The sequence below is a fragment of the Curtobacterium sp. TC1 genome (assembly GCF_019844075.1).
GTDB lineage: Bacteria > Actinomycetota > Actinomycetes > Actinomycetales > Microbacteriaceae > Curtobacterium.
In genome coordinates, this window is the sequence record NZ_CP081964.1 from 2,999,411 (window position 1) to 3,017,252 (window position 17,842).

13 protein-coding genes are annotated in these 17,842 nt (G+C 70.6%); 10 read left to right on the forward strand and 3 right to left on the reverse strand.

Annotation, left to right across the window (positions count from 1 at the left end):
• Window positions 1-22: 22 nt before the first annotated feature.
• From KZI27_RS15280 to KZI27_RS15290, 3 genes are all read right to left on the reverse strand, one after another.
• Complete coding sequence (locus KZI27_RS15280) at window positions 23-937, reverse strand: metallophosphoesterase (protein ID WP_222658271.1); 915 nt, start codon at window positions 935-937, stop codon at window positions 23-25.
• A 222-nt stretch (window positions 938-1,159) separates the two neighbouring features.
• Window positions 1,160-1,501, reverse strand: a complete 342-nt coding sequence (locus KZI27_RS15285; protein WP_222658272.1) for an L-rhamnose mutarotase — start codon at window positions 1,499-1,501, stop codon at window positions 1,160-1,162.
• Window positions 1,498-2,853, reverse strand: a complete 1,356-nt coding sequence (locus KZI27_RS15290; protein ID WP_222658273.1) for an MFS transporter — start codon at window positions 2,851-2,853, stop codon at window positions 1,498-1,500. Before KZI27_RS15290 ends, KZI27_RS15285 begins: the two co-directional genes overlap by 4 nt.
• Before the next feature lie 390 nt (window positions 2,854-3,243).
• On the opposite strand from KZI27_RS15290, the gene KZI27_RS15295 reads away from it, so the two are divergent.
• The 10 genes from KZI27_RS15295 (at window position 3,244) to KZI27_RS15340 (ending at window position 17,597) form a co-directional block, all read left to right on the forward strand.
• Entirely contained in the window at window positions 3,244-4,254 is a 1,011-nt protein-coding gene (locus KZI27_RS15295; protein WP_222658274.1) for a LacI family DNA-binding transcriptional regulator, read from the forward strand.
• 46 nt (window positions 4,255-4,300) lie between these two features.
• Window positions 4,301-5,386 (forward strand): LacI family DNA-binding transcriptional regulator, encoded by a 1,086-nt coding sequence (locus tag KZI27_RS15300; RefSeq protein ID WP_222658275.1) that lies wholly within the window; start codon window positions 4,301-4,303, stop codon window positions 5,384-5,386.
• A 279-nt stretch (window positions 5,387-5,665) separates the two neighbouring features.
• On the forward strand, window positions 5,666-7,000 hold the full coding sequence (locus tag KZI27_RS15305; protein ID WP_222658276.1) for an ABC transporter substrate-binding protein: 1,335 nt from the start codon (window positions 5,666-5,668) through the stop codon (window positions 6,998-7,000).
• A gap of 4 nt (window positions 7,001-7,004) precedes the next feature.
• Window positions 7,005-7,940 carry a carbohydrate ABC transporter permease gene (locus KZI27_RS15310; protein WP_261783920.1) on the forward strand — a complete coding sequence of 312 codons (936 nt, stop codon included), beginning with the start codon at window positions 7,005-7,007 and terminating at the stop codon, window positions 7,938-7,940.
• A gap of 5 nt (window positions 7,941-7,945) precedes the next feature.
• Window positions 7,946-8,818, forward strand: a complete 873-nt coding sequence (locus KZI27_RS15315) for a carbohydrate ABC transporter permease (protein WP_261784244.1) — start codon at window positions 7,946-7,948, stop codon at window positions 8,816-8,818.
• A 54-nt stretch (window positions 8,819-8,872) separates the two neighbouring features.
• On the forward strand, window positions 8,873-11,179 hold the full coding sequence (locus KZI27_RS15320; RefSeq protein WP_222658277.1) for an alpha-L-rhamnosidase: 2,307 nt from the start codon (window positions 8,873-8,875) through the stop codon (window positions 11,177-11,179).
• A 354-nt stretch (window positions 11,180-11,533) separates the two neighbouring features.
• A complete protein-coding gene (gene rhaI, locus KZI27_RS15325; RefSeq protein ID WP_222658278.1) occupies window positions 11,534-12,706 on the forward strand; it encodes an L-rhamnose isomerase in 1,173 nt (390 codons plus the stop codon).
• A 4-nt stretch (window positions 12,707-12,710) separates the two neighbouring features.
• On the forward strand, window positions 12,711-14,795 hold the full coding sequence (locus KZI27_RS15330) for a bifunctional aldolase/short-chain dehydrogenase (protein WP_222658279.1): 2,085 nt from the start codon (window positions 12,711-12,713) through the stop codon (window positions 14,793-14,795).
• Between the two features lie 4 nt (window positions 14,796-14,799).
• The gene (locus KZI27_RS15335) at window positions 14,800-16,275 is read left to right on the forward strand and encodes a rhamnulokinase (protein ID WP_222658280.1); all 1,476 of its coding nucleotides are present in this window, start codon (window positions 14,800-14,802) and stop codon (window positions 16,273-16,275) included.
• Window positions 16,276-16,403: 128 nt separating this feature from the next.
• Window positions 16,404-17,597 carry an alpha-hydroxy acid oxidase gene (locus KZI27_RS15340; RefSeq protein WP_261784246.1) on the forward strand — a complete coding sequence of 398 codons (1,194 nt, stop codon included), beginning with the start codon at window positions 16,404-16,406 and terminating at the stop codon, window positions 17,595-17,597.
• Window positions 17,598-17,842 lie beyond the last annotated feature (245 nt).

Below are 17,842 nucleotides of genomic sequence, written 5' to 3' on the forward strand. Positions count from 1 at the left end.
GTCGCGCGCAGCCAGGTTGCGCTCAGTGCTTGCCGGCAGCCGCGATGACGGATGCGACCGTCTCTGCGTCGAGGTGGAAGGCGAGCAGGTCGGCGTCGGGGCGCGGGACGCGCAGCGGCGTCGACCAGACGGAGCCGTCCTCGGCGACGTCGACGACGAGGGCGCCGCTGTCGACGAACGCCGATTCCTCGTCGTAGTCGCCGGTGACGTCCGTGTCGTTCGCGACCCCGGGGGCGACCAGGACCGGGACGCCGGCCAGCAAACCAGCGAAGTGGTGGTGGTAGTGCCCGCCCAGGACGACGCGCACGTCGGAGCCCCGGACCACGTCGGCGAGCGCCTCGGGGTTCTGCAGGCGCAGCGCCTCGTGCAGCGCGGTCGGGGCCGGCAGGGGCGGGTGGTGCAGGACGACGATCGTTCCGTGCGGGGCGTGGTCGCCGGCGAGCGCGGTGCGGAGCCGTTCCAGGCTCGCTCCGCTGACCTCGCCGTAGCCCGCACCCGGCACGCTCGTGTCGACCGTGACGATCCGGCGGCCCGCGACGAGGGACTGCCCCCACACCGGCACGGTCGGCGGGTGGTACTCCATCGTGTGCACCACCGGGCGGCCGCCCTCACCGAGGACGTGGCCGTTGGACAGGACCTGGCGGAAGCCCTCCCGCAGGTCGTGGTTGCCCGGGACCGCGACGAGGGCGGCTCCGTGCCGCTCCGCCCATCCGCCGACCCGCTCGAGGACGGCGGCGTAGGACTCGGGGCTGCCGTCCTCGGACACGTCGCCCGAGACGACGACGAGACCGATGCCGGGCACCCCGTCGACGCGGGCGAGCACGCGCTCGAGGGCGGCGGTGGTGTCGACGGAGCCCTGGTGCAGGGCGCCGTCGCCGGTCAGGTGGGTGTCGGAGAGGTGGAGGACGCGGAGGGTCCCGGCTGCGGGCGGCTGCATGGCTCCACGCTAGCCACGCGGGCGATGGACGGGCTGGGCGGTTCGGGGGAAGGCCGGGGGCGCTTCGTGAGCGCTTCGTGGGCGCTTCGTGAGCAGAAATGGTCGGGTCGGGGCCTCAGACTCGACCAATTCTGCTCACGAAGTCACCCGGGCACGCACCGGTGGTCGAAACGCGCGACGCTCCCCGGCGCACGACTCCCCGTTCGAGGTGTCCAGCGCTCCTCACTCGGCGGCGGCCGCCAGCTGGTCCTCCAGGTTGAACACCTCGGGCAGCACCCGCGCGGTCTGGTCCGCCCGACCCGTGGCACCGTCGAACAGGTCTTGCATGTGCGACTCCCACGCGGCTGCGACCTCGGACGCCGCGAGCGACGCGTCGGCATCGGTCACCGAGTCGGTCTCGTAGTAGCCGATCAGCAGTCCGTCGTCGTCGAGGAACAGGGAGTAGTTCCGCCGTCCGGCCGCCTCGATCGCCCGGAGCATCGCCGGCCAGACCGCGGCGTGCCGCTCGCGGTAGGCGTCCAGGTGCTCGGCCTGCACCTGCAGTCGGAAGCAGACCCGCGTCACCGGTCGGCCCCGGCGCGCCGACGCTGCTCGGCCTCCCGGACGGCTCGTTCGTCGGCGGCGCGCACGGTGCCGGTGACGGTGGTCACGGTGCCGTACCGCTCGGCCTCGATGGCTTCGAGCGTCCTGCCCTGCGTGCGCGGCGCCCAGATCGTGCCGACCAGGAACGACATGGCGAGCAGCCCGAGGATGAGCCCACCGAGTGCGCGGAGCCCGATGTCCGACAGGAGCAGCGGGAACCAGATGCTCAGCAGCCCCACCATGACCCGCGCGGCGAGGAAGAGCACCCCCTGCGCACTGGCCCGGTACCGGGTGGCGAAGAGCTCGCTCGTCCAGAGGCCGTAGAACGCCTGCGCACCGATGCCCGACGACACACCCCACGTGATCGCGAAGAACAGCAGCGTCCCGAGGTTCGCCGGTGCGTAGATCAGGACGGCCCAGGCGACGATCGCGAGCACCGCGCCGAGGGCGAACAGCAGCCGTCGACTGACCCGGTCGCCGTAGCGCATGAAGCCGAAGTACGTCGCGGCCACGGTGCACCCCCACACCAGGATCTGCAGGCCGTACTGCTCGGTGACGCTCGTGACCCCGGTGGCCGAGTACACCCGCGGCTGGAAGATGCCGGCCTGCCCGGCGACGGTGTTCCAGAGCGCGTAGACGCCGAACAGGAACAGCATCGCGGTCAGGTTCCTGCGCCGACTGAACAGCTGGGTGATCCCGTGGAAGAAGTTCGCCGTGCCGGTCGCGGCGCGTTCGTCCTTCCAGATCGCCGACTCCGGCAGCCCGCGGCGGAGCCACCAGACGACGGCGGCGACGACGAAGAGGTGCGCGAAGATGAGCCGGCTGCCGAGCAGTCCGAGTGGTGCGGCGGCGATGGCCAGCGCGAACCCGACCATCGGGCCGATCGACCAGGCGAGCTGCGCGGTGCCGACGTGGGCGGCCCGCTTGTCCGCTGGTGCCTGCTCGGCGATGTAGGTCCAGCTCGCGGGGACGCCGGCGCCGACCGCGATGCCGGTCAGGATGAAGCCGACCAGCAGCATGCCGTAGCTGCCGGCGAACACCGCGAGCAGGATGCCGAGCATGTAGAGCAGCAGGTCGTAGGTGTAGATGAACTTCCGGCCGTAGCGGTCGCACAGGGGCCCGCCGATGATGGCGCCGGCGGCGGCGCCGAACGCGTTGGCGGACAGGCTCGCCAGGAGGCCGACCTCGAGGTCGCCGACGTGGAACTGCTCCTGCCACAGGCTGAGGCTCGTGGCGATCGCGATGATCGACCCCGACTCGATGTAGTTCGACATGGCGACCGAGACGGTCGCCTTCCAGCCCGTGGTGCTCCGGGCTCCGATGCGGACCGCCATTGGTCCTCCGTTCGCGTGTTCGTCAGTGAATCGTTTCAACGGGACAGCGAGACGATAGCGCTCCGGTGCGCGCGCTGGCAAGTCCCCGTTTCGCGCATGCGCACCGTGCGAGGTCGCTCACTCGGTGCGAGGTTGATCGCTCCGTGCTGCGCTGCAAGCGCGCACCGAGCGGGCAACCTCGCACGTGGCGACGTAGCACGCACCGTGCACGCCGGGGCGGAGCACGCGCGGGGTGCGCCCGCGCCCCTTAACCCAGCACCGTGCGGTGGACGCGACCACCCACCGGACGGGAGGCCCGGGTTCAGCCCGCACCGCGCCTCCCGTCCGCCGTTTTCCACAGATCACGGCGCGGGCCGACCGCGCGGACCGCCCCGATGCCAGGATGGCCACATGGCGGTCAGTGTGCGAGAGGTGGCAGCGCTCGCCGGCGTGTCCCTGGGGACGGTGTCGAACGTCCTGAACCGCCCCGACAAGGTCGCCCCGACCACCGTGGACCGGGTGCAGTCGGCCATCGCCACACTCGGGTTCGTCCGCAACGACTCTGCGCGGCAACTCCGGGCCGGCCGCAGCTCCACCGTCGGCCTGATCGTGCTCGACGGCGGCAACCCGTTCTTCACCGACGTCGCCCGCGGTGCCGAAGACGCTGCGATGGACAAGGGGTTGGCGGTCCTCATCGGCAACTCCGACGAGTCCCCCGACCGCGAGCGCACCTACGTCGACCTGTTCGAGGAACGCCGGGTCGCGGGTCTGCTCATCTCCCCAGCCGGTGACGACCTGTCCCGACTCGCCCGTCTGCGCGACCAGGGCACCGCGGTCGTGCTCGTCGACCGCCGCGCCGACGACGAGCACTTCGCGTCGGTCTCCGTCGACGACGTCGCGGGCGGCCGCATCGCGGTCGAGCACCTCGCTGTCACCGGGCGGACGCGCATCGCGTTCGTCGGCGGCCCGTCCAGCATCCGCCAGGTGGCTGACCGGCACACCGGGGCACTGTCGGCGGCTCAGGCAGCTGGCATCGAGCTCGAGGTCCTGCCGACCGCGTCGCTGTCGGTGCTCGAAGGGCGTCGTGTCGGCGAAGCGCTCCAGGCACGGCCGCGCGCCGAACGGCCGGACGCGGTCTTCGCGGCGAACGACCTCCTGGCGGTGGGCCTCGAACAGGCGTTCATCATGCGGGGCACGATCGCGGTGCCGGAGGAGATCGCGATCGTGGGCTACGACGACATCGCCTTCGCCGAAGCGGCCGTCGTCCCGCTGACCTCGGTGCGCCAGCCGGCACAGGACCTCGGGCGTCAGGCGATCGAGCTGCTGACGAAGCAGGTCGAGCTCGGGCAGGACATCGACCTCGAGCACGTCGAGTTCACGCCGGAGCTCGTGGTCCGGCAGTCCTCCGTCGTCGACGCGTAGCCGGGTCCGGCGCGGAGCGACCGCCGCTGCGGCCTACGATCAGAGCATGGTGCATGTCCCCCGGCGTGACGGCCCGCCGAGCGTGCACCACGTCGCCGCTCGCGCGGGCGTCTCGCTCGCGACGGTCTCGAACGTCCTGAACCACCCCGAGCGGGTGGCCGACGCCACCGCCGCTCGCGTGCACGACGCGATCGCCGAACTCGGGTACACGCCGAACCGCAACGCCCGGGTGCTCGCATCCGGCAGCAGCCGTTCGATCGGGCTCGTCGTGATGTCGCTCCGGAACTCGCTGTTCAGCGACATGGTGAACGGGGCGCAGCTCGCGGCCCGGAAGCGGGGGTTCACGCTCCTGATCGCGAGCAGCGAGGACGACCTGCAGGCGCAGGGCGAACACCTCGCGTACCTCGAGAGCGCTCGGGTGTCCGGCATCCTGCTCGCCTCGATGACCGAGTCGCGCGACCAGGTCGAACTCACCCGCCGGCACGGTCGTCCGGTCGTCTACGTCAACTTCGCGCCGACGACGGTCGATGCCTGCTCCGTCGTCGTCGACAACGAACAGGCGGGGTTCCTCGCCGCCGAGCACCTGATCGCCCGCGGGTGCCGACGCATCGGCTTCGTGAGCGCCCGCGCCGAGCTGCAACCGGTCGCGCTCCGCCGCGCCGGCGTGCTCCGGGCGATCGCGGGCCACCCCGGGGTGGAACTCGTCGACATCGACGCCGGTGACATCGACCCACCCGGCGGCACGCACGCCGGGTCCCGGATCGCGGCGATGCCCGCGGACGAACGTCCCGACGGCGTTCTGGGTGTCACGGACCTGCTCGCGATGGCGGTCGTCTCGGAGCTCCGAGCTGCCGGCATCCGCGTGCCGGAGGACATCCCGGTGTCGGGGTGCGACCACAACTCGGTGGCGTGGGGCGGCGCCGTGCCGCTGACCTCGGTGACGATGCACGGTGCGGAGATGGGCGCGGCGGCCGTCGAGCTCCTGCTCGAGGAGCTCACCGACCCGATGCACGTCCACCGCGCGGTCGTGCTCGGCAGTGAGCTCGTCCCCCGCGAGAGCACGCTCGGCCGCGCCGGTGCAGCAGCCGCGCGCACGGTGCCCCCGAGCGACCCCCGCCGCACCGAGGCCTGAGCGCCCGAGTCTCGCGGTGGGGACGCCGAGTCTCGCGGTGAGCGACACCTCGTGGGCCGCTGCGCGCGAGAACTGTCGTCAGGGCCGAGTCTCGGACCAGGCGCACGCGGCGTGCGCGTTCCCGTAACGAAATCGGCGCAGCGATTGACACGCTTCAATCGACGTGGTTCCATCCGATTGAAACGTTCTAAGCAGCAGCAACCGGAGCCCACGACGACGCGGGATCCGGGTCCGTTTCACCCGGGGTACCCCGCCCCGGGCCTTACGAGGAGGTAAGGAATGTCAGCTCGTTCCCTGACCACGAGGACGCTCACCAAGCGCCTGATCGCCATCGGCGGCGCGACGGTCCTGATCGGCGGGCTCGCGGCGTGTTCGTCCGGCGGCTCCGCCGACGAAGGCGGCGGCAAGGTCCAGATCACCTACCAGGCCGACAACTCGCCCGCGACGGCCGCCACCGCGAAGCCGCTCATCGAGGCGTTCGAGAAGGCCAACCCCGACATCACCGTCAAGTTCGACACCCGACCGCAGGGCACCGACGGCGACAACCTGGTGAAGACCCAGCTGTCGACCGGCGAGATGGCCGACGTCTTCAACTACAACTCCGGTTCGCTCATGCAGGCCCTCAACCCGGACAACACCCTGGTGGACCTGTCCGACGAGAGCTGGACGAAGGACGTCGACGAGCAGTTCACCAAGGTCGTCAGCACCGACAAGGGCCTCTACGGTGCGCCGTTCGGCACGAGCTTCGGTGGCGGCGTCATGTACAACAAGAAGGTCTACGCCGACCTCGGACTCAGCGTCCCCACGACCTGGGACGAGTTCATCAGCAACAGCGAGAAGATCAAGGACGCCGGCAAGGTCGCCCCGATCATCCAGACGTACGGCGACACCTGGACCAGCCAGCTGTTCGTGCTCGGCGACTTCGCGAACATCACGGCACAGGACGAGGACTGGGCGGACAACTACACCGCCAACAAGGAGTCCTACGCCGACGAGCCCGCTCTCGCCGGCTTCGACCACCTGGCCGAGGGCAAGGACAAGGACCTCTACAACGAGGACTACGCCTCGGCCACACAGGCGAACGGTCTGAAGATGCTCGCCGACGGCACCGGGGCGCAGTACCCGATGCTGACGAACGCGATCTCGGCCCTGCAGCAGGACAACCCGGACGCGGTCGACGACATCGGTGCGTTCGCGCTGCCGGCCGAGGACGCCGACGACACGAACCTGACCATCTGGGAGCCGAACGGCCTGTACATCCCGAAGACGAGCGAGGGTGACAAGCTCGCCGCCGCGAAGAAGTTCATCGCCTTCGCGAACTCGGCCGACGGCTGCAAGGTGCAGAACGACACCGGCACCCCCGGTGGCCCGTACGTCATCTCGACCTGCTCACTGCCGGACGACGTGCCCCCGATGATCGACGACCTGCAGAAGTACCTCGACGACGGCAAGGCGAGCCCGGCGCTCGAGTTCCTGTCGCCGATCAAGGGCCCGAACCTCGAGAAGATCTGCGTGCAGGTCGGCTCCGGGATCACGAACGCCGCCAAGGGTGCTGACCAGTACGACGACGACGTCGTCCAGCAGGCACAGCAGCTCGGCATCAAGGGCTGGTGACACGGTGACCGCGACCCTCACGACGGCACTCGAGCCGGCGAAGACCCGAGCGGGCTCCGGCGGGGCCGGACCCGCGCGCAAGCGGATGCGCTCGTTCTACCCCGCGTGGTTCTTCATCCCCGCGATCGCGCTGTACGTCGTGTTCTTCGCGGTCCCCACCTTCGCCGGGTTCTACTTCTCCCTCACCCGCTGGACGCTGTTCGACCAGACCTTCATCGGGTTCGACAACTTCGTCCGCTTCTTCCAGGACCCGCAGCTCGTCTCCGGGTTCGTGCACACGTTCCAGTACGGCTTCGTGACGAGCGCGGCGAAGGTGGTCATCGGACTCGCCCTCGCCCTGCTCCTCACGTCGCCCGTGCTGGGGCGCGGCTACCTGCGGGCGGTCGTGTTCTTCCCGGTGCTCGTGTCGACGATCGGCATCGGCATCACGTTCAAGGCACTGATGGACCCGTTCCACGGGATCATCAACGGCGTGCTCGGTTCGGTCGGCCTCCCCACTCCGGGGTGGCTGACCGACCCGGCCCTCGCCCTGTGGAGCGTCGCCGCGGTGGACGTCTGGAAGGGCGTCGGCATCGCGACGCTCATCTTCATCGCCGGCATCGTGGCGATCCCGCAGGAGTACTTCGAGGCCGCACAGGTCGACGGCGCGAGCGCGTGGTCGATCTTCCGGAACATCACGCTGCCGCTGTCGCGTCCCGCGATGGGCACCGTCATCATCCTGTCGCTGATCGGCGGGCTGCGGTCCTTCGACCTGATCTGGGCGATGACCGGCGGTGGACCAGGGTTCACCAGTGACGTCATCGCGAGCGTCATCTACAAGCAGTACCAGGCCGGGTTCTACGGCCTGTCGACCGCCGGCAACGTGGTCCTGTTCGTGGTCGTGACAGCGATCATGGTCCCGATCTCGTGGCTCCTGAACCGCAAGGAGGCGGACCTGTGACCGCCATCGTCAACCAGCGGCTGACCCCGGCCGCTCCGCGCGGACGCCACCCCGGGCGCGCCCGCCGGTGGATCATCGGCACGATCGCCATCGTCGTGAGCTTCGTGGTCTTCCTGGTGCCGTTCGTCTTCGTCCTGCTGCAGGCCGCGAAGAACCCGGCCGAAGCGAACCAGCTCGGCTTCAGTCTGCCGACCGAGTGGCAGCTCTGGCAGAACCTGCAGGCCGTGTTCGGCTCCGGCGACGGCGTGATCGTCCGCGCGTTCCTGAACAGCGCGGTCCTGACCGTCGGCAGCGTGGTCGTGATGGTCGTGTTCTCCGCGATGGTCGGCTACGTGCTGCAGCGCCGTCCGAGCAAGTGGAACGGCGTGATCAACTTCTTCGTCCTGGCGGGCCTCATCGTGCCGCCGGCGATCGTGCCGACGATCTGGGTGCTGCAGGGGCTGAACCTGTTCAAGACCATGGGCGGGATGATCCTCATCGAGGCGACCTTCGGCCTGTCGTTCTGCATCCTGCTGTTCCGGGCGTTCGTCGCGACGATCCCGAAGGAGCTCGACGAGGCAGCCGTCCTCGACGGTGCCGGCCCGGTCCGGCTGTTCTTCGGCGTCGTGCTGCCGCTGCTCAAGCCGGTGATCATCACGGTCGTGCTCGTGCAGTCCGTCACGGTGTTCAACGACTTCACGAACCCGCTGTACTTCCTGCCGGGATCCGAGAACGCCACGGTGCAACAGACGCTCTACGCGTTCCAGAGCCAGTCGGTCAGCCAGCTCAACCTGCTGTTCACCGACGTCCTGCTCATCACGATCCCGCCGCTGATCCTCTACATCTTCTTCAACCGCCAGATCGTCGCCGGCATGACCAGCGGCGCCGTCAAGGGCTGACCACACGACCCCGCACCGGTCGACGACGACCGGTCGCGTGAAAGGACACACCACATGACCGCCTGGACAGCTCCGTTCATCACGAGCGACGCCGACCTCGGGAGCGCGCCGATCCTGCGCCGGGAGTTCACCCTCGACGACGGCCACGGCGCCGTCACCGGGGCGACCCTCGACGTCAGCGCCCTCGGCGTCGTCGAGGCGTGGCTCGGTGGCGAACGCGTCTCCGACCACCTGCTCGAACCGGGGTGGACGAGCTACGAGTGGCGCATCCGCGTCGTCTCGCACGACGTCACGGCCCACCTGACCGACACGGCCGCGGGCAGCGCCGCCGTGCTCGCGCTCGTGCTCGGCAAGGGCTGGGCCGCCGGTCGGCTCGCCTGGGGTGGTGGCGGCGGCTGGTACGCCGACGAGCCCGCCGGGTTCGCCGAACTCCGCATCACCTTCGCCGACGGCCACGAACAGCTCGTCGCCACCGACACCGACTGGCAGGCCCTGTCCAGCGCGATCACCGCCGACCAGCTCTACGACGGCGAGGACATCGACGCCCGGCTGCGTGACGGGTCGTTCCTGACGCCCGGCGAGGTCACGACACCGAGCGTCGACGGACACGGAGGACGGACGAGCACCGTGCGCACCGTCGACATCGGCGAGCGCGAACTCGTCGCCGACACCGTGCCGCCGGTCCGGCCGCTCGCCGAGATCGCCCCCGTCGACGTCTGGACGAGCCCGTCCGGCGCGACGCTGATCGACTTCGGCGTGAACCTGGTCGGCTGGCTCCGTGTCGTCGCTTCCGGTCCCGCCGGCACGGTGCTGACCCTCAAGCACGCCGAGGTGCTCGAACACGACGAGCTCGGCACCCGCCCGCTGCGCACCGCGAAGGCCACGGACCACTTCACCCTGAGCGGCGGCGAGGACCGCTTCGAGCCCCGCTTCACCTTCCACGGCTTCCGGTACGCCCAGGTCGACGGGTGGACCGGCACGCTCGACGAACTCCGCACAGCGGTCACCGCGGTGCAGGTCGGCTCCGACCTGACCCGCACGGGCACGTTCGCGTCCAGCCACGAACTGCTCAACACGTTCCACGACAACGTCGTCCGCGGCATGCAGGGCAACTTCCTGAGCGTCCCGACCGACTGCCCGCAGCGCGACGAGCGCCTCGGGTGGACGGGCGACATCGCCGCGTTCGCACCGACGGCGTCGTACCTGTTCGACACCCGCGCGTTCCTGGGCGACTGGCTGCGCGACGTGTGGCTCGAGCAGCAGCACGCCGACGGTGTCATCCCGTTCGTGGTGCCGGACGTGCTGAAGTACTCCCCCGCCGAGGACTTCGGCACCCCGGACGCCACCGCCATCTGGTCGGACGCCGGCGTGTGGGTGCCCTGGACCCTGTACCAGGCGTACGGCGACACCGCGGTGCTCGAGGAGCAGCTCGACTCGATGACGGCGCACCTCCGCCGAATCAAGGGCCACCTGTCACCCGAGGGCCTGTGGGACACCGTCTTCCAGTTCGGCGACTGGCTCGACCCGGACGCCCCGCCGGAGGACGCCGCCAAGGCGAAGGCCGACCCGGGCGTCGTCGCGACGGCGTGCGCGTACCGCAGCGCGACCCTCGTGGCGCAGGCGGCGCGGTTGACGGGGCACGAGGCGGAGGCGCGGGAAGCCGAGGAGCTCGCCACGGGCCTCCAGGCCGCGTTCCGGCAGCACTACGTGACCGACGGCCGCATCCGGAGCGACTGCACCACCGTCTACGCGCTCGCGATCGTGTTCGGCATCCTCGACGAGGACGACCAACGCCGGGCGGGCGACCGCCTGGCGGAGCTGGCCGAGCAGTCCGGGTACCGGATCTCGACGGGCTTCGCGGGAACGCCGTTCATCACCGACGCGCTGACGCAGACCGGGCACCTCGACGACGCGTACCGGCTGCTGCTGCAGACGGAGTGCCCGTCGTGGCTGTACCCGGTGACGATGGGTGCGACGACGGTGTGGGAGCGCTGGGACGCGATGCTGCCGGACGGCACCATCAACCCGGGCGAGATGACCTCGTTCAACCACTACGCGCTCGGGGCGGTGGCGGACTGGATGCACCGGGTGGTGGGCGGTCTGTCGGCGCTCGAGCCGGGGTACTCCTCCGTGTTGATCGCGCCGCAGCCGGGCGGTGGGCTGACGTGGGCATCGACGTCGCTCGACTCCGTGCACGGGCACATCGCGGTGCGGTGGGAGCTCGTCGACGGCGAGCTCCTGGTGCGGGCCGAGGTGCCCGAGGGGGTCTCCGCGGTGGTGCGCCTCCCTGGTGCTGCGGAGCAGCGGCTCGGCGCGGGGACGCACGAGCTGCGCGCCCCGGCCGCGGTCCCCGCGGCGTAGCGGGCCTGCGGGGCTGCGGGGCGGAAGATGGGCCGGTCACGGTGGGCGCGCGGGACGCCTGACGGCGCTCGCCCGGCGTCGCGCCCCCGGGCAGTCTTCGCGCCCCGACTCTTCGGGGCGCGAAGACCGCAACGGGGCGCGCAGCGCGCGCCCGTCCCGCGCAGCCGGCGCCCGTCCCGCGCCCGCCCGGCGCCCGTCCCGTATCGCGCCCCGGTGCGCGCATCGCGCCCCGACTCTCCGGGGCGCGAAGACCGCAACGGGGTGCGCGACGCAGCACCACCCCACACGGTTGCGGCACTCCGCAGCAACCCGTACTGTATGAAACGATTCAATCGCACACGAGGAAGTGACACGATGACATCGACCCCGACCTTCACCGGCATCGCCGACCAGCTCGCACGACAGCAGATCGAGCTGCCCAGCTGGGCCTTCGGCAACTCCGGCACCCGCTTCAAGGTGTTCAGCACGCCCGGCACCCCGCGCGACCCCTACGAGAAGATCGCCGACGCCGCCAAGGTGCACGAGTACACGGGCCTCGCCCCGACCGTGGCACTGCACATCCCCTGGGACCTCGTCGACGACTTCGCCGACCTCAAGCGCCACGCGGAAGAGCACGGCGTCGCGCTCGGGACGATCAACTCGAACACGTTCCAGGACGACGACTACAAATTCGGCGCCCTCACCCACACGGACGCGAGCATCCGGCAGAAGGCGATCGACCACCACCTGCGCTGCATCGACGTGATGGACGCCACCGGCAGCCGCGACCTGAAGATCTGGCTCGCCGAGGGCTCGAACTACCCCGGCCAGGCCGACATGCGTGAACGCCAGGACCGTCTGCACGAGTCGCTCAGCACGATCTACGACCGCCTCGGTACCGACCAGCGGCTGGTGCTCGAGTACAAGTTCTTCGAGCCGTCGTTCTACCACACCGACGTGCCGGACTGGGGCACGAGCTACGTGCAGACGTCGGCGCTCGGCGACAAGGCGATGGTCTGCCTCGACACCGGCCACCACGCTCCCGGCACGAACATCGAGTTCATCGTGATGCAGCTCCTGCGCCTCGGCAAGCTCGGCAGCTTCGACTTCAACTCGCGCTTCTACGCCGACGACGACCTGATCGTGGGTGCCGCTGACCCGTTCCAGCTGTTCCGCATCCTGGTCGAGGTCATCCGCGGCGGCGGCTACGACAACCCCGACGTCGCGTTCATGCTCGACCAGTGCCACAACATCGAGGACAAGATCCCCGGGCAGATCCGCTCCGTGCTCAACGTGCAGGAGATGACGGCCCGGGCGCTGCTCCTCGACCGCGTCGCCCTGACGGCCGCGCAGGAGGCGCACGACGTCCTCGGCGCGAACGAGGTCTTCATGGACGCGTACCAGACCGACGTCCGAGCAGACCTCGCGGCCTGGCGCGAGTCCCGCGGCCTGCCGGCGAACCCGATGCGCGCGTACCTGGAGTCGGGCTACCAGCAGTCGATCGCCGAGGACCGCGTCGGCGGCGTCCAGGCCGGCTGGGGTGCGTAGACACATGACACACACACTGGAGGCACGGGTGGATCCCGCAACGCAGCGCACCGATGCAGACGCGACGATCAGGGCGCTCATCGCGCGTTCGAACGCGCTCGGCTCGGATCCGCGGATCACGAACTACGCGGGCGGCAACACCTCGGCGAAGGGCACCGCGACCGACCCGGTGACCGGCGAACCGGTCGAGCTGCTCTGGGTGAAGGGCTCCGGGGGCGACCTCGGCACCCTCACCCCGGCGGGCCTCGCAGTCCTGCGCGTCGACCGCGTCCGTGCGCTCCAGGCGGTCTACCCCGGAGTCGAGCGCGAGGACGAGATGGTCGCCGCGTTCGACTACACGCTGCACGGCAAGGGTGGTGCCGCCCCGTCCATCGACACGGCGATGCACGCCCTGGTGGACGCCGCGCACGTCGACCACCTGCACCCGGACGCCGGCATCGCGATCGCCACGGCGGCGGACGGTCCGGCCCTGACGGGGACGATCTTCGGCGACAAGGTGGTGTGGGTGCCGTGGCGCCGCCCGGGGTTCCAGCTCGGGCTCGACATCGCGGCCGTCAAGCGGGAGCACCCGCAAGCGATCGGGACGGTCCTGGGCGGCCACGGCATCACGGCCTGGGGCGACACGAGCGACGAAGCCGAAGCGAACTCCCGCTGGATCATCGACACCGCCGAGCAGTACATCGCGGAGCACGGGAAGGCCGACCCGTTCGGAGAGCCCCGAGCAGGCTTCGAGGCGCTGCCGACCGACGAACGCCACGCACGCGCCGCCGCCCTCGCCCCGACCATCCGGGGCATCGCCGGCCACGACAAGCCGGTGGTGGGCCACTTCACCGACAGCGACGTCGTCCTCGACTTCCTGGCGGCCTCGCGCGCCGAGGAGCTCGCCGCGCTCGGCACCAGCTGCCCGGACCACTTCCTGCGCACCAAGGTCAAGCCGCTCATCCTCGACCTGCCGGCCACGGCCACCGTCGAGGAGCAGAGCGCCCGCCTGCACGAACTCCACGAGCAGTACCGCGCGGACTACCAGGCGTACTACGACCGCCACGCCGACGCGACGAGCCCCGCCATCCGCGGTGCCGACCCGCTCATCGTGCTGGTCCCCGGTGTCGGGATGTTCTCGTACGGCAAGGACGCCCAGACCGCCCGCGTCGCCGGCGAGTTCTACGTCAACGCGATCAACGTCATGCGCGGCGCCGAGTCACTCAGCACCTACGCCCCCATCGACGAGGCCGAGAAGTTCCGGATCGAGTACTGGGCCCTCGAAGAGGCGAAGCTGCAGCGGATGCCGCCTGCGAAGAAGCTCGCCACCCGCATCGCCCTGGTCACCGGCGCCGCGAGCGGCATCGGCAAGGCGATCGCGAAGCGCCTGGCCGCCGAGGGCGCCGCGGTCGTCATCGCCGACCTCGACCTGGGGAAGGCGCAGGCAGCCGCCGCCGAGATCGGGAACACCGACCAGGCGATCGGCCTCGCGGCGAACGTCACCGACGCCGCCGCGATCGACCAGGCGGTCCAGCAGACGCTGCTGCACTTCGGCGGCCTCGACCTCGTCGTCAACAACGCCGGGCTGTCGCTGAGCAAGAGCCTGCTCGACACCACCGAACAGGACTGGGACCTGCAGCACGACGTCATGGCCAAGGGCTCGTTCCTGGTGTCCAAGGCGGCGGCGAAGGTCCTCATCGAACAGGGCCTCGGCGGCGACATCGTCTACATCTCGTCGAAGAACTCGGTGTTCGCCGGCCCGAACAACATCGCGTACTCGGCGACGAAGGCCGACCAGGCGCACCAGGTCCGGTTGTTGGCAGCGGAGCTCGGTGAGCACGGCGTCCGCGTCAACGGGATCAACCCCGACGGCGTCGTCCGCGGCTCGGGGATCTTCGCGAGCGGCTGGGGTGCGAACCGCGCGAAGACCTACGGCATCGAGGAACAGGACCTCGGTGCGTTCTACGCCCAGCGCACGATCCTCAAGCGCGAGGTCGTGCCCGAGAACGTCGCGAACGCCGTCTACGCCATCTGCACGGACGACTTCTCGCACACGACCGGACTGCACGTGCCCGTCGACGCCGGCGTCGCCGCGGCGTTCCTGAGGTAGTCACATGACGCACAGCGGCACCGTGGCCGCGGTCGACCTCGGCGCGACGAGCGGCCGGGTGATCCTCGGGCACGTCGACACCGACGGCGTCCGGATGGAGCACGTCGCCCGGTTCCCGAACGGTCCCGTCACCCTGCACGAGCACGACCGCGAGGCCCTGCACTGGGACGTCGTGGAGCTGTACCGGCAGGTGACCGACGGCCTCCGTCAGGCGTTCGCCGCGCACCCCGAGATCGTCAGCATCGGCATCGACTCGTGGGCGGTCGACTACGGACTGCTCCGCGACGGCCGACTGCTGGGACTGCCCTCCCACTACCGCGACGAGCGGCACGAGGGCGGCGTCGAGGGAGTGCACGAGCGGCTCGACGCAGCCGAGCTGTACGCCCGGAACGGTCTGCAGCACCTGCCCTTCAACACGGTGTTCCAGTTCGCCGCCGACCCGTCCCTGCAGCTCGCGCAGCGCGCGCTGCTCATCCCCGACCTGCTCGGCTACTGGCTCACCGGTGTCGAGGCGGCCGAGCGCACCAACGCATCGACGACCGGGGCACTGAACGCGACCACCCGCGGGTGGGATCCGGCGCTGCGGGCTGCTGCGGGCCTCCCGGCCGGCCTCCTGCCCACCCTGCGCGACCCGGGCGACCGACTCGGGCCCCTGCTGCCCGCCGTCGCCGACCTGGTCGGCGGCACCGCGCCCGTCACGCTCGTCGGCTCGCACGACACCGCTTCGGCCGTCGTCGCGGTCCCCGCGACCGAACCGGACTTCGCGTACATCTCGTCGGGCACCTGGTCGCTCGTCGGCGTCGAGCTCGACGCACCCGTCCTGTCGGACGCGGCGCGCGACGCGAACTGCACCAACGAGGGCGGGGTCGACGGCCGCGTCCGCTTCCTCAAGAACGTGTCCGGACTGTGGTTGCTGTCCGAGAGCGTCCGGACCTGGGAGCGTGGTGGCGCTTCGCTCGACCTGGAGGCCCTGCTCGCCTCCGCCGCGGCCGTCACCGCCCCGGTCCCCGTCTTCGACCCCGCCGACGAGTCGTTCACGGCCCCTGGCGACATGCCGGCGCGCATCGCCGCGTGGTGCGGCGCGCACGGGCTGAGCGCGCCCGCGTCGCGGGCGGAGTTCGTGCGGTCGATCCTCGAGTCGCTGGCCACCGCGTACGCGGACACCCTCACGACGATCGGTGCCATCACGGGCAAAGACGTCCGACAGGTGCACATCGTCGGTGGCGGATCGCAGAACCGGCTGCTCTGCCAGCTGACGGCTGACCGCACCGGATTGCCCGTCCTGGCCGGACCTGTCGAGGCGACAGCACTCGGCAACATCCTCGTGCAGGCGCGGGCCGCCGGACTCGGAGGCCTGGGTGGCGCGTCGCTCGAGGCCCTGCGCGCGACGATCGCCCGCACCGTCGAGCCCGTCCGGTACACCCCTCGGGCCGATCACACCTCCCCACAATCCACTCCGAGACGTAGGATGTCTGTATGACCTCGATCGACGACCAGCACCGAGTCGACCCCGCGACCGGGGCTCCGGCAGCGACCCCCGGGGCACCGTCGACCCGGCGGACACCGATCAAGCGGCAGCTGCCGACGGTGCGCGACCTCGCGCCGCTCATGCAGTTCAAGAAGCCCTCACTGCCGGGTCGGCGACAGCGGCTCGAGTCGGCCCTGACGATCTGGGACCTGCGCGACATCGCCGCTCGACGCACACCGAAAGCCGCGTTCGACTACACCGAGGGCGCCGCCGAGGCCGAGATCTCGCTCGCCCGCGCCCGCCAGGCATTCGAGGACATCGAGTTCACGCCCGCGATCCTGCGCGACGTGTCGTCCGTGGACACCTCGCGCTCGGTGTTGGGTGCGCCGGTCGCGTACCCGTTCGGCATCGCCCCCACCGGGTTCACGCGCATGATGCAGACCGAGGGCGAGCGGGCCGGCGCCCGGGCAGCCGGACGCGCGGGCATCCCGTTCTCGCTCTCCACCATGGGCACCACCGCCATCGAGGACGTCCGCGACGCCAACCCGAACGGCCGCAACTGGTTCCAGCTGTACATGTGGAAGGACCGCGAGAAGTCGATGGCGCTGGTCTCCCGCGCCGAGAAGGCCGGGTTCGACACCCTCCTCGTCACCGTGGACGTGCCCGTCGCCGGCGCGCGCCTCCGGGACAAGCGGAACGGGTTCTCGATCCCGCCGCAGCTGAGCGCCCGGACCGTGCTGAACGCCATCCCGCGACCGTGGTGGTGGTTCGACTTCCTGACCACCGAGCCGCTGGCCTTCGCGTCGCTCGACCGGTGGTCCGGCACCGTCGGGGAGCTCCTCGACCACATGTTCGACCCCACCGTCACCTACGAGGACCTCGCCTGGATCCGCGACCAGTGGAAGGGCAAGGTCGTCGTCAAGGGCGTGCAGTCCCTGGCGGACGCGAAGCGCTTGGCCGAGATGGGCGTCGACGGGATCACACTGTCGAACCACGGCGGTCGCCAGCTCGACCGGGCACCCGTACCGTTCCACCTGCTGCCCTCCGTGGTCAAGGAGGTCGGCACGGACACCGAGGTGCACCTCGACACCGGCATCATGTCCGGCGCGGACATCGTCGCCGCCGTGGCGCTCGGGGCGAAGTTCACCATGGTCGGCCGGGCCTACCTGTACGGGCTGATGGCGGGCGGCGAGGCCGGCGTCGACCGGATGATCCAGATCCTGTCGGAGCAGATCGAGCGGACGATGCGGCTGCTCGGGGTCACGTCGCTCGACGAGCTCGAGCCCGGGCACGTGACGCAGCTGCAGCGGTTGCAGCCGGTACGGCGCGGCTGAGGCTGCGGGCTGCGGGCTGCCCGCCGTTCACCGCGCGTTCGACTGCTGATTCGGGCGATTACCCCCGAACAGGGCACAAATGATGCAAGATGTCCGTGGACGCGTCACCGAACCCCTCGGCATCCTGCCCCCTGGCGCGCCGTCCCCTCCCCGCATCCTGCGCCCGAGCACCACGAGGAGCCCGACATCTCGACCCGAAGCACGTGCACGCCCATGCGCGGCACGACCCCCGCGACCACCACGCC